The sequence below is a fragment of the Pseudomonas sp. 10(2024) genome (assembly GCF_045164175.1).
GTDB classification, from domain to species: Bacteria; Pseudomonadota; Gammaproteobacteria; order Pseudomonadales; family Pseudomonadaceae; genus Aquipseudomonas; species Aquipseudomonas alloputida.
Map to the genome: position 1 here is coordinate 3773089 of NZ_CP174006.1, position 13018 is coordinate 3786106.

At 64.1% G+C, this 13018-nt stretch carries 11 protein-coding genes; 4 read left to right on the top strand and 7 right to left on the bottom strand.

Annotation, left to right across the window (positions count from 1 at the left end; all coding sequences use genetic code 11):
• The first annotated feature begins 5 nt into the window (after positions 1–5).
• On the top strand, positions 6–1154 hold the full coding sequence (locus tag ACI7M0_RS17095) for a M14-type cytosolic carboxypeptidase (protein WP_020192454.1): 1149 nt from the start codon (positions 6–8) through the stop codon (positions 1152–1154).
• 76 nt (positions 1155–1230) lie between these two features.
• On the opposite strand, the gene ACI7M0_RS17100 is transcribed toward ACI7M0_RS17095, so the two are convergent.
• The 7 genes from ACI7M0_RS17100 to ACI7M0_RS17130 all read right to left on the bottom strand — a co-directional run bounded on the left by ACI7M0_RS17100 (position 1231) and on the right by ACI7M0_RS17130 (position 7575).
• The gene (locus ACI7M0_RS17100) at positions 1231–2202 is read right to left on the bottom strand and encodes a spore coat U domain-containing protein (protein WP_104962122.1); all 972 of its coding nucleotides are present in this window, start codon (positions 2200–2202) and stop codon (positions 1231–1233) included.
• Complete coding sequence (locus tag ACI7M0_RS17105; protein ID WP_129932142.1) at positions 2199–4496, bottom strand: fimbria/pilus outer membrane usher protein; 2298 nt, start codon at positions 4494–4496, stop codon at positions 2199–2201. The genes ACI7M0_RS17100 and ACI7M0_RS17105 overlap by 4 nt, the downstream gene beginning before the upstream one ends.
• A gap of 108 nt (positions 4497–4604) precedes the next feature.
• Positions 4605–5381 (bottom strand): molecular chaperone, encoded by a 777-nt coding sequence (locus tag ACI7M0_RS17110; RefSeq protein WP_104962123.1) that lies wholly within the window; start codon positions 5379–5381, stop codon positions 4605–4607.
• A 40-nt stretch (positions 5382–5421) separates the two neighbouring features.
• Positions 5422–5925 (bottom strand): spore coat U domain-containing protein, encoded by a 504-nt coding sequence (locus ACI7M0_RS17115; protein ID WP_020192458.1) that lies wholly within the window; start codon positions 5923–5925, stop codon positions 5422–5424.
• Between the two features lie 3 nt (positions 5926–5928).
• Positions 5929–6462 carry a spore coat U domain-containing protein gene (locus ACI7M0_RS17120; RefSeq protein WP_121161865.1) on the bottom strand — a complete coding sequence of 178 codons (534 nt, stop codon included), beginning with the start codon at positions 6460–6462 and terminating at the stop codon, positions 5929–5931.
• 18 nt (positions 6463–6480) lie between these two features.
• Positions 6481–7017 (bottom strand): spore coat U domain-containing protein, encoded by a 537-nt coding sequence (locus tag ACI7M0_RS17125; protein ID WP_010953317.1) that lies wholly within the window; start codon positions 7015–7017, stop codon positions 6481–6483.
• Positions 7018–7047: 30 nt separating this feature from the next.
• On the bottom strand, positions 7048–7575 hold the full coding sequence (locus ACI7M0_RS17130) for a spore coat U domain-containing protein (protein ID WP_129932137.1): 528 nt from the start codon (positions 7573–7575) through the stop codon (positions 7048–7050).
• Between the two features lie 268 nt (positions 7576–7843).
• On the opposite strand from ACI7M0_RS17130, the gene ACI7M0_RS17135 reads away from it, so the two are divergent.
• Genes ACI7M0_RS17135 through ACI7M0_RS17145 form a run of 3 tightly spaced genes read left to right on the top strand, consistent with a single transcriptional unit; the run spans position 7844 to position 12968 of the window.
• Complete coding sequence (locus tag ACI7M0_RS17135; protein WP_129932136.1) at positions 7844–10090, top strand: ATP-binding protein; 2247 nt, start codon at positions 7844–7846, stop codon at positions 10088–10090.
• A 15-nt stretch (positions 10091–10105) separates the two neighbouring features.
• Entirely contained in the window at positions 10106–10567 is a 462-nt protein-coding gene (locus ACI7M0_RS17140; RefSeq protein ID WP_003250360.1) for a response regulator, read from the top strand.
• 13 nt (positions 10568–10580) lie between these two features.
• Complete coding sequence (locus ACI7M0_RS17145; protein ID WP_129932135.1) at positions 10581–12968, top strand: response regulator; 2388 nt, start codon at positions 10581–10583, stop codon at positions 12966–12968.
• Positions 12969–13018 lie beyond the last annotated feature (50 nt).

Genomic DNA, 13018 nt, shown 5'->3' on the forward strand with positions numbered 1-13018 from the left:
GGCACATGACCGTGACGCTGTCCCCCCTGCAGATCGACTGCGATTTCGACTCCGGCAACATACAGGTACTGGATGCCAGCAACCCGGCCCAGGTACACCTGGCCATTCGCCCGGACACCCACAGCGGCCACTACCAGTGGTTCCACTTCAAGGTCAGCGGGCTCACACCGGGGCAGGTCCATCGCTTCAGCCTGGACAACGCTTCTGGCTCCTCGTACAAGAATGCGTGGAGCGGCTACAACGCTGTGGCCAGCTACGACCAGCAGCGCTGGTTCCGTGTGCCAAGCCAGTTCGACGGTACGGCGCTATCGTTCGAGGTGAAGGCTGAACAGGACCAGATCTGGTTCGCCTACTTCGAGCCCTACCCGCGTGCCCGCCACAACCAGCTGATCGAACGTGCCTGCCAACTCCCGGGGGTCGAGTTGCTGGCCAGCGGCCGCAGTGTCCAGGGCCGCGATATCCCCCTGCTGCGGGCAGGCGACGGTGCCGAAGGCAAGCGCAAGCTGTGGCTGATTGCCCAGCAGCATCCGGGCGAGCACATGGCCGAATGGTTCATGGAAGGCGTGATCGACCGCCTGCAGGCCAACGATACGGTGGTCCAGCAATTGCTGGCCAAGGCCGACCTTTACCTGATCCCCAACATGAACCCCGACGGCGCCTTCCTCGGCCACCTGCGCACCAACTTCAAGGGCAAGGACCTCAACCGCGCCTGGCAGGACGCCAGCGTCGAATTCAGCCCGGAAGTGTTCTTTGCACAAGCGCAGATGAAGCAGTACGGTGTGGATGCCTTCATCGACGTGCACGGTGACGAAGAGATCCCCCACGTGTTCACGGCCGCATGCGAGGGCAACCCGGGTTACACCCCTCGGCTGGCCAAACTCGAAGAGCAGTTCCGTAGCACCTTGTGCAGCCTGACCCGCGACTTCCAGACAGTGCATGGCTATACCCGTGACGAACCCGGACAGGCGAATACGACGCTGGCCTGCAATGCGGTGGGCATGGCCCATGACTGCCTGTCACTGACGCTGGAAATGCCGTTCAAGGACCATGACGACGCGCCCGATGCCGTCACCGGGTGGTCGGGGGCGCGCTCCAAGGCACTGGCCGGGGCGGTGCTGGAGACCCTGGCAAGCATGGTTGGCGATTTGCGCTGAACCTCGTCTTGCGCAGCCCCTGCAGGAGCAGCCCGTCGCGACACGCGGCGGCTGCTTCGGGGGTATTGACCGCCGTTCAGAACTGCACATCCAGTATCACACTGTCGGTATAGGTCGCAGCCGGCGGTGTCGCCTGATCGGTATAGACCTTGGCGTTGTAGTTGAACACCTGGCTACCCGTGCCGGTACCCACGCCGGGGTTGATGTCGGCATCCGTACTGGAACGCCTGGCAGCCCCTGACGCCCCCCAGCGCACGGTGCCGGCACTTTTGAAAATGTCATAGGCCAGGTAGTTGTTGGCCGATGACTTCATCCGCCGCCGCCCACCGGACACGTTCTGCCCGTCACCCAGCCCTACCGTGTAGCTGCTGCCCTTGGTGCATGACACGTTTATGCCCTGGCTCACCGTGCCGAACCCCGCCACCACCGGCGCACTGGCGAAGCTGATGTCAGGCGTGGTGATCTGGCAATCGTTGGTCACCGTCAGGCTCACGTTCAAGAGCTGGCTACCCGAGCCGATGTCGCGCCCAAGGCATATCCCCAACGCGCCAATCCCCGAGCAATAATCCCAGCTCCAGGCCACGGTCAGGGCCTCTTGATACAACCCGGCCGCGACATTGCTGCCAATTTGGGTGCGCATGTAGATCGGCACCGCCTTGGGCGTGGTACCGCCGAGCAGCCCCAGCAAGTCGAGGATACCGTTGCGGGCGAAGTCGTAGGCCACACCCCGGGTAATCGGGTAGCGGGTGGTGTTGTCGGCATACAGCGTGTAGGGAATGACATCGCCTGTCGGGCCGACCAGCCCACCCGAGGCGGGCGTGATCGTGGCGTAGAAATGATCACCGCTGCTGAGCAAGGTCAGTAGCGAACCGGTGCACTGCAACCCCGAGTTGAGGCTGGAAGCCGTCTGTACCGTGTTGCGAACCTGCGTTGAATTAAGGCTGCCAAACGCTGCCGGCAACGTGGCCACCGATGAGCAAAGCGCCAAGGCCGTGCCGCTCGGCAACAGCAGCACGCTCGCCACCAGGCCCCGCCGCCAGGCATTCATCGGCACACCAACGGACCAATCAAAGGGACCGAGCCTTGCGCTTCGGGCAGGTCGAACGCCACTTCGCAATGCCCACCCCCTTCAAGCGCCACCTGAAGGCGGTTATGCGACGACAGGTTCTCCAGATACACCAACCCGTCCCACCCCACCACCGCCTGGGTGCCACTCTCTGCGTGGGTAACACGGCTACCCAGTTTGAGCACCTGCTGATTGCCATCCACCAATTCGACACTGGCCGCCATGACGCGCTTGAGGGGGAACTCCAGCAAGTAGCCACTGCCCCGTCGTACCGCCACACGCTGCTCAACGTCCGGCGCGAGGACATCCGGTGGCAGGTTCATCGGATCGATCTCGTACTTGCCCCGGTAGTAACCGCTGCTGTAAGGCACCAGCAAGTGCCCCTTGGCATCGGTACGGCCGATTTCCTGGTTTTCATAACGCACCGGCACATCGGCGTAACCTGCGGTGCTGACCACCACGAAGGCATCATCGATACGGTTGGCGGCGAACACGCCGGCATCCATCCACACCAGCGAACCACTGGCGTCGGCCCAGCGGGTCATCTCGCCGCTGCTGCCATACACACCGGCCTGCAATTGCACCGATTGCAGGCGCCAGGTGACGTCGGCCTGGCGATAGGCATCACGGTCGCTGCCTGCGGCATAGCCCAGGTTGTAACCGACGCCGACACCGGCTGGCACCGCACGGCTGTAGTTGACCCGTTGCAGGGTCTCGCCTTCATTGCTGCGTTCCATGCTCAGCGCCAGGGTGCCGTGCAGGTCGAACGGGATCACCAGCTGCGCCTGCACCGCCCACTGGCTGTCACCCACTTCACGGTTGGCCGACAGGTACACACTGCTGCTGCCCCACAGCGGCTTGCTGTAGCTCAGGTTGATCAACCGGGTACGCGTACCGTCACCGGCGCGCACGTCGAAGTAGCCAGCGCCAATGCTGCCGTACGCGTTCAGGTTGACACTGAGGGTGACCTGTTCGCTGCTTTTGCTCAGTTGCATGTCCGGGGAGCCCACCCGGCTCAGGTCGGCATAATCGCCATGGCGTTGCAGGCGCTGGTAACCGAAGCCGATGCGCTGGCTGTTGTATTGGTAGCCAAGGGCGACCTGGTGGCCCTTGTCGCCCTCGAACCGGCTTTGCGCCAAGGCAGCGTTGAGTACGCCGAAGTTGCCCACGCGCATGTTGCCGCCCAGCCCACCCAGCATCAGCGACTCCGCCGTTTCGGCGTGGGTTTCCAGGGTGAAGATGTCACTGAGCCCATAGCGCAGGCTGCCCGAGGCAATACCCGGCCCATAGCTGAAATCGCGTACACCGTAATCACGGCGCAGGCTGCCGGCGGCCACCGAGTAGTCCGACAGGCCCTTCTGCAGCAGGCTGCTGGTGACGTAGAACGGCAAGGTGGTCGACACCTGCCGGCCAAGAGCATCAGTGGTGACCACCACCGCCTCCCCGGCACCGTTGATGAACGGCACGTTGGTCAGGGTGTACGGGCCTGGCTGCAGTTCGGTGGTACTGGACTTGAAACCGTTGATGAACAGGTCGAGCGACGTCGGCACCGCCGCTTCGCCGGCGAACGCAGGCAACGGGTAAGTGACAAGATCCGGACGCGCCGCGAAGTCGCGTGACAGCTGCACTCCGCCCACCCGCACCGAACTGCTCCAGGGCAAGGCGCCCGTCACGAAGTCACCGGCTTCGTAGGTCAGCAGGCGCTGCTCGTCGGTGAAGCGCCAGGTGGTGTCGTAACGCATGAAGCCACGGCGGGTATCGTCCGCCTGTGCGCCATTGAAAGACTGACGCCACTGCCCGGTACTGGAAAAGGTACCCCAGCTGTCGAACAGGCGCAGCTCGTTCCAGGCGGCCAGGTAGGTACCGCCTTCATCGGTGTCGTTGAGGTACAGGTCGTAGTTGAACAAGGCGCCAAAACTGCTGCGCGCATCGCTGGCCGGGTAAAGGTTGCGATCACCCACTTGCTGTTCTGGCAACCAGGCTGGCGGCACCTGCAGCAGCAGGCGCTGGTTCTGACTGTCGTAGTCGGTGTGCAGCCCCGCGATGCTGTCCAGGGCCACCTCCCCCTGGGGGTTGCCCGGCAGCGAGACGCCGGCTGCACGCAATACGTCGCTGTCCAGGTACAACCGCCCGGCCCGCTGCTGCACCGGTATCAGGTCAACCCTGGGCATCTGGTTCACCACCAGGTCGAGGTAAAGGGTGGCCTCGGCGATGGCGGACATCTCCGTGGGCGGTGGGGGCAAGTCGTCGGCCAGTACCAGCGCGGGGCTGACCATGGCCAGCCCCAGGCACCAGCGGCACGTCGTCGCCGAGAGCCATTTCACACACGGTTTCCAACCATTGCCGGGTCCTCCCTGGCCCCTGCACTTCATTCAGCCGTTGGCTCATTGGCCTTGGCGGATGGCGTCCGCCGAGCGCTGACCGTTGACCCTGCCCATGAGCACGCTGCCGTTGCCGGATGCCACGGGAGCCGGCCAGCGCATGCTTGCCCCCGGCAGCACATAACCCAGCAGGCCTTCAGCCAGTGGCTTGCTCTGGCTGCCTTGCTGCACGACCACATCGGTCAACCGCGCATGTACCGGGCCCGTGTTACGCAGTTCAATATAGGGCTTGCCCTGCACCGTCACCGGGCGCCAACTGAGCTGCGGCTTGCCCACGCCCTCGGCATTGCGTTTGCCTTCAGGGTCGGCCTTGCCCCACAGCCCTTCGCCATAGACGAACAGCGGCACCGAATAGCGCATCTGCAATCGAATGGCCGCCGTCGCGCCGGGCTCGGCCTTGTCGACCGGGATGGCGGGCGGAATCTCGTCGATGATGATGCGGTAGGCCTGCTCCTGGCCGGCGGGTGAAGGGCCGGTACGGGTGAGGCGGATCAGCTGCTTCTGCCCGGGTGCAATGTTGGCGACCGGTGGGCTGCCGATAATTTCGCGCTGCGCCTGGAACTGCTCCTGGTAATCACCCTGGCGCCAGGCGAATACCCGCACCTGCAGGTTTGCCGGCGCAGTGCCACGGTTTTCCAGCCACAACGCACCTGCCTTCTGGTCGGCCTCCAGCACCGGGTCGATCGGCCAGATCAGCACCGAAGTGGCCGCCCAGGCCGGCAGGCTTGCCAGCGACAATAATCCAGTCAATCCACGCGTCCACTTCGCGCCTGCCCGCATGCAGCTCTCCTTAGACACTTGTCATGGGTGGCGCTGGCCGTTACCAGGTCACCGTCACTTGCACCACATCGGTGTAGGTCCCTGCCGGCTGCGTGCCGGTCAGCTGAACCCGCCCGTACACCGGTAGCTTGATCGCCGTCGGGTCGGAATAGCTCACCGCCACGCTCTGACCGATCCCCAAGGCCTGGCTATAGGCGGCGTCCCGGTACAACTGGTAGGCCAGCACTTGCGTGCCACTGGTGCGCTTCAGGTTGCGTGTGCCACTGGCACTGTTCTGCCCGCCGTCCAGGCTCATGCTCATGGCCACGCCAGGCGTGCACTGGAACGTCACGGTAGAACCACCCAGCGATGTGCTGAGCAGCCCCGTGGACAGCGCCGACTGCGAGCCATAATCGAGCGTGCCGTAGCTGGTGACACCCCCCACCACCAGGCACCCGGCGACAACCTGCGCCGTCACCGTGAAGGTACTGGTGGTTACTGCCCCCAACGGAGCGGCCAACAACATGCTGACGCCAGTCAGGCCTCCTGCCAGCCAGCCGCGCATGGGTCAGAACGACAGCTCGACCGAGATCGTGTCGCTGTAGACCCCTGCGGGCAGGCCTGCCTTGCCGACGGCCTTGCCGTAAAGGTTGACCGTCTGAGCGGCGCCGGTACTGGTCGGCAGGGTGATGGTGTCGTCGACCGCCAGCAACGCCGTACGCCCAGCGTCGGTATAGAGGTCATACGGCACAAAGTTGCCAGAACCATCGGCGAGCGCACGGGTGCCACCGCTCGACTGGCCGTCATGCAGGCCTGCACTCACTTTGATCACAGGCACCGTACCTGCAGAGCACAGGATGCTCATGGCGCCTCCCCCGCCTCCCAGCACCTGGGCATCGGCGGTGACGAACAAGGCATCCTCGGTACCGAAGTCCAGGGCACCGAAGTCAAGCCCCGACGTGCCCGACGTGCCATTGACCTGGCAGGCCGCAGTCAGCGTCAGGGTCGAGCTGATACTTCCCGTTACCGTGGCCGCCTGGGCCTGGGAAGCCAACGCCAGGCCCAGGCCTGCGAGGACGCAAAATGAAAGGTTCGTTCGCATCGGAGTCTCCTTGCGTGGTTACCAGTCCAGGGTCACTCTGAGGGTGTCGCGGTAAAGCCCGGCCGGCAGCGCACGCGGTTGCGCCACGACCACACCGTAGATGGGAATCGGTACTTGCTGGCTGCTGCTGATAGTAAAGGCCCGTGCCTGGCCGACGCCGTAGCGGCTGTTGCCGCCTGGGTCGACCGCCAGCTGATAAGGAATCAGCTCACGGCCGTTGCTCAGGCGGCGAATGCCATCGTCGCCATTGAGGCCACCATTGATACGCACGTTGAAGGCCCGAACCTCAGGCGTGCAACTGATCTGCAGGCTACCCTGACCGCCCACTTCGTCCACCTGGCTGCGCAACGGCTGGTCCCAGTTCGGACCGCGCTCGCCAAAGTCCAGTACGCCTGGGTCACCCAGCACGGCCGGTTGCGTCTCGTTGCTGCTGATCTGGCAAGACGCGCTGATCACCAGCCGCGCCTGGATGAAACCGGTGGTGCTGCCATGCACCGCACCGCCGGGGACCAGCAGCGGGCCGAGGGTGAGCAACAGGATCGAAGTGCGGCTCATGGCATGGCGTCCTTGTGCATGACGGCGTCCTTACCAGGTGACGGTGACTTTCAGCAGATCGGCATAAACCCCTGCATCCGGCACCCAGGCCAGTTTGTCGATACGTGCATACAGCGGCAATTCAACCGAACCGCTGCCCGGTACACGCGCCGATTGGGCTACCCCCACTGCCAGCGGCTCACGCCAGGCAGCGTCACGGTACAAGCGGTAAGGAATGGGCCGCGCCAGGCGATCGTCGCTGGCCAGGTAGCGCAGTTCGCCGATGCCACCATGCAGGCCACCATCGACGCGTACCTGATAGGGCGTATCCGGGTTGCACTTCAGGCGCGGCGGACGCTGGCTCAGCAGCACACCACTCAAGGGCGCGCCAGGGCCATCCAGGCGCGCCGTAGCACCCAGGTCAATCCGCCCCAGGGCCTGGGCTCCCGCATCGCGGGTCTGGTTGACCAGCATGCAGCCACGCTGCACCAGTACCCGCACCTCCACGAGAAAATCCGCAGCCACGGTAGTGCCGCTGAACAACAGGCCGAACAGCGCGGCCAGCATGCGCTCCGTCACCTTGTTATCCTTATCGAAACGTCTTGAACTGAGCGTAGCAGTGAGGCGGCACAGCCGATGTGGCATAAAGCCATTTTTTTTGTATTAGCGACAAAGCGATACCGTGGCATCAAAAAAAGCCTGTACCGCACAGAACCCGTGGCCACCCCGTGCCTCCAATGGCCAGGAGCCGGTAAATTCGCCGGGATTCTGTTAGGGTGAATCGTATTCGTCCCGCGCCAGACACCTGTGCCGTACACGGACGGACATGACAGGAGCTTTTTCAATCATGACTGCAGACAACTCACTGGCAGACGCCATGGAGCGCTGTGCCCAAGAACCGATCCAGGTTCCGGGCAGCATCCAGCCTCACGGCTTTCTGCTGGTGCTGGATGCCACCGACCTGTGCGTGCTGCAGGCCAGTGAAAATGTCGAGCACTGGTTGGGCTTGCCAGCCCGCGAACTGATCGGTTGCCACTTCGCCGACCTGGTTCACGAGGGCTTTGACCTGCACGCGCACCTCACACGGCTTCCCGAAGACGAAGTCTTCCCCTTCCACATTGGCGACGTGCGCTTGCGCCAGGGCGCACCCATCAGTGCCCTGCTGCACATGCTGGTCCATTGCCACGATCAGGTACTGATTGCCGAGTTCGAACCGCCCCGCCTGCCAGCAGACCTGGTCGGGCAAGGCGACTACTACCCGTTGGTGCGCAGCTTTGTCGCCAGTCTGCAACTGGCCGGCAGTATCGAAGACCTGCTGCAACAAGCGGTGCTGCAGCTCAAGCGCATCACCGGCTTTGGGCGGGTCAAGGCCTACCGGTTCGATGCCGAAGGCAATGGCCAGGTGCTGGCCGAGGTGGCCGACCCGGGCTACCCCAGCTACGCAGGCCTGTGCTTCCCGGCTGCAGACATCCCGCGCCAGGCGCGCGAGCTGTACCGGGTCAACCGTATCCGCGTGATCGAGGATGCCAACTATCAGCCCTCGCCACTGCTGCCCGCCACCAACCCGCGCACCGGCAAGGCGCTGGACATGAGTTTCGCTGTACTGCGCAGCGTGTCACCTGTGCACCTGCAGTACATGCGCAACATGGGCACGCTGGCCTCGATGTCGCTGTCGATCGTGGTCGACGGCGAGCTGTGGGGGCTGATTTCCTGCCACCATCAGCAGCCACGCCCGGTGGACCTGCGCACCCGCACGGCCTGCGAGCTGTTGGCCAGCGTGCTGTCGTTGCAGATAGAGTCCCGCGAGTCCCATGCCAGCACGCGCAAGCTGTTGGCGCTGCGCCAGCACATCGTACGCATGATCTCGTCCATGGCCGACCACGACAGCGTCAGTGACGGCTTGCGCGACCTGCCCCACGTGCTGCTGGCCTTCGCCGACGCCCAGGGCGCGGCAGTGATCTCGGCCGAGCGCTGTGACCTGATCGGCCACACCCCGCCTGAGGCCCAGGTTACGGCGCTGGTGCACTGGCTAGGCCAACGTGACGAAGACAGCGTGTTCCATAGCGACAACCTGCGCCGCGACATCACTGAGCTGCCCGAGCTGGCAAACCATGCTGGCGGGGTGCTGGCAGTGGCCATCTCGCAGATCCACTCGCACTACCTGCTGTGGTTCCGCCCCGAGCAGATACGCACGGTCAACTGGGCCGGGCAGCCGACCAAGCAGGTCGGGCCACAGGGCAACCTCGACCCACGGCACAGTTTTGAACGCTGGCAGGAAGAACTGCGCGGCTATTGTCAGGCGTGGGACCCACTGGTGATCGAGGGCGTGATGGAGCTGCGCAGCGCTGTGCTGGGCATTGTCCTGCGCAAGGCGGAAGAGCTGGCACAACTGGCTGGCGAATTGCGCCGTTCCAACAAGGAGCTCGAAGCGTTTTCCTACAGTGTTTCCCACGACCTGCGCGCACCGCTGCGGCACATCGCCGGCTATACCGAACTGCTTGGCGAAATCGAAGGCCAGGGCCTGAGCGAACGCGGCAAGCGCTTCCTCCAGCATATCGGTGAAGCGGCGCACTTTGCCGGCAGCCTGGTCGACAACCTGCTCAACTTCTCGCAGATGGGCCGCTCGGCCTTGCGCCTGTCCGACGTCGACCTCAACGCCCTGGTCGAGGCCATTCGCAGCGAGCTGGCCCCCGATTACGAAGGCCGCGCAATCGTTTGGGACATCGCCCCACTGCCCAAGGTGATCGGCGACCCGGCATTCATCAACATGGCCTTGCACAACCTGATAGCCAATGCCATCAAGTACACTCGCGGCCGCAATCCTGCTCGCATCGGCATCAGTGCCGTACAGCACCCTGAAGAAACCGAGGTCTGCATCCGCGACAATGGCGTGGGCTTCGACATGGCCTACGCCAACAAGCTGTTCGGCGTCTTCCAGCGCCTGCACCGCATGGAAGATTTCGAAGGCACCGGCATTGGCCTGGCGAGCGTACGCCGCATCATCGAGCGCCATGACGGTCGAGTCTGGGCCACTGGCCAGGTCGACCAAGGCGCCAGCTTCCACTTCACCCTACCCCGAAACACTGCTACCTGAGGCATCGCTACCATCATGCTCAAGCCCATTCTGCTGGTCGAAGACAACCCCCGAGACCTGGAGCTGACCCTGCTGGCCCTGGAGCGCAGCCAGTTGGCCAACGAGGTCATCGTGCTGCGTGACGGCGCCGATGCCCTCGACTACTTGCTGCGCCGCAACGCCTACGCCGAGCGCGATGACGGCAACCCTGCCGTGCTGTTACTCGACCTGAAACTGCCTAAGGTCGACGGCCTGGAAGTGCTCAAGGAAGTGCGCGCCACTGCCGAACTGCGCAGCATCCCCACCGTGATGCTGACCTCTTCGCGCGAAGAGCCCGACCTGCTGCGCGCCTACGAGCTGGGGGTAAACGCTTATGTGGTCAAACCCGTGGAGTTCAAGGAATTCGTCACCGCCATCTCCGACCTCGGGGTATTCTGGGCAGTGCTAAACGAACCGCCACCCGGCTCACTGCGACTGAACCGTCGCGGTAGCAACTGAGGCCGCCGCGACGATGCAGCAAACGCCGTTGAAAATACTGATGGTCGAAGACAGCTCGATGGACGCCGAGCTGACCCTGATGCGCCTGGAGCGCAGCGGGCTGCATGTTCAGTCACAGCTGGTGTTCGACCATGCGGGTGTCGAACATGCCCTGCGCCAGGCCCGCTACGACCTGATCTTGTGTGACTGCGTGCTACCAGGCTCGTCCGGCACAGAAGTGCTGGCCATCGCCCAACGCCTGGCACCCGACATCCCGTTCATATTCCTGTCCGGCATTTATGGCGAAGAGCACGCGGTGGAAATGATCCGTCTGGGCGCGACCGACTATGTGCTGAAGAAGAACCTGCCACTGCTGCCCAAAGCCGTGCGCCGAGCCCTGAGCGAAGTACAGGAACGCCAGCGCCGTCGCCGCGCCGAAGAGGCCCTGGCGGACGTCGAAGCACGTGCTCGCATCGCCATCGACGCCGCCGGCATGGGCACCTGGGACCTGCGCCCGCAAGAGGGCCTGTTGCTGTGGGATGACCGCTGCAAGACCTTGTTCGGGCTGCCCACCAGCACCGAAATGAGCCTTGAAGTGTTCTACGCCGGCATCTACCCCGACGACCTGCCACTGGTGCGCGAGGCGGTGGAACATGCCATGCGCCCGGAAAGTGACGGTCATTACCGCGTGGAGTTTCGGATCGCGCAACCCAATGGCCTGGAGCCTCGCTGGTTGCTGAGCAGCGGCCAAAGCCAGTTCGTCGATGATCAGTGCGTTCGCTTCTCCGGCGTACTGCAGGACATCCACGCACAACGCCAGGCCACCCAGGCGCTGCGTCAGCTGAACGAGATGCTTGGCGAGCGGGTCGAACGCCGTACCCGCGAACGCGATCGTGCCTGGGAGCTGTCGCAAGACTTGCTGGCCGTGCTGAACAAAGACCTGACCCCGGTCGCACTGAACCCCGCCTGGGAAGCCAGCCTGGGCTTCTCACGCGAACGCCTGAGCCAGTCCTCCTTGCTGCACCTGCTGCCTGAGCACGACCAGGAACAGTTACTCACCGAACTGGCCGCCCTCGCCCACGGCCGCACCAGCGCACGCTTTGTCGGCCGCATCCTGCATGCCGGCGGCCAACAGCGCTGGCTGTCGTGGGTGGTGGTGCCGGAGGACACCCTGCTGTACGTGGTGGCACGCGACATCACCAGTGAGCGCGAAGCCGCCCTGGGCCTGGCAGACGCCAACGCCCGGCTGCGCGAGCAGATAAACGAGCGCGAGCGCATCGAGGCCGCTCTTCAGCAGATGCAGCGGCTGGAAGCGGTCGGGCAACTGACGGCTGGCGTGGCGCATGACTTCAATAACCTGCTCACGGTGATACTCACCGGTGCCAGCTTTCTGGAGCGCGATCTGGCCAAGGCCGACCTGGACAAGGCCCGCACTCGCCTAACCCATATCCGCGAAGCGGGCGAGCGGGGTGCCAAGCTGACCTCGCAGTTGCTGGCCTTCTCCCGCCGCCAGCGTCTGGAGCCGGTGCCGCTGAACCTCAACCGTACCCTGGCCGGCCTGGAGGAGCTGCTGCGCCGCACGCTGGGTGGCAACGTCTCGGTGCGTCTGGACCTTGACCCGGCCCTGTGGCAGGCACTGACCGACCCCACCCAGACCGAGATGATCATCCTCAACCTGGCGATCAATGCCCGCGATGCCATGCCCGACGGCGGCCAGCTGACCCTGACCACGCGCAACACCCATATCGACCAGCGCCCGCAACGCCCGGAAGACCCGGACCCGGGCGAGTACGTGATGCTAAGCATCCGCGATACGGGTTGCGGCATGAGCGAAGAGGTGCTGGCCAAGGTATTCGAGCCTTTCTTTACCACCAAGGACATCGGCAAAGGTTCGGGCCTGGGCCTGGCCCAGGTGTTCGGCTTCGCCAAGCAGTCCGGTGGCGGCGTGCGCATCGACACCACTCTCGGTCGCGGTACCGAAGTGGCGGTATACCTGCCGGCGGTAAAAGAGGAGATGGTGAACGAACCCGTGCCAGCAGTGCTCAGTCAGTCGATCAGCGAAAGCGGCCATAACCGCACGGTGCTACTGGTGGACGACGACCACCTGGTGCGCGACATGCTAGGCGATGTGTTACGCCAATACGGCTACCAGGTGCGCCAGGCGCACAGCGGCGAGCAGGCATTGGCCTTGCTGGATGACGACATTGACCTGCTGCTGACTGATTTCGCCATGCCCGAGTTCAATGGTGCACAACTGGCGCTGGCTGCCCGCGAACGGTACCCCCGCCTGCCGGTGGTGTTTCTTACCGGTTATGCGGAGTTGCAGGGGCTGGAACTGCCGGGCAGCCTGGTGATCCAGAAGCCGGTGCAGGCTGATGAACTGGCCAGGGCGCTGAACGAAATGCTGGGGATTTCCGGGTAACCCGGTACGGCACGACCCGCGCTCAGGAGGCGCGGATGCGCGCAAAATCA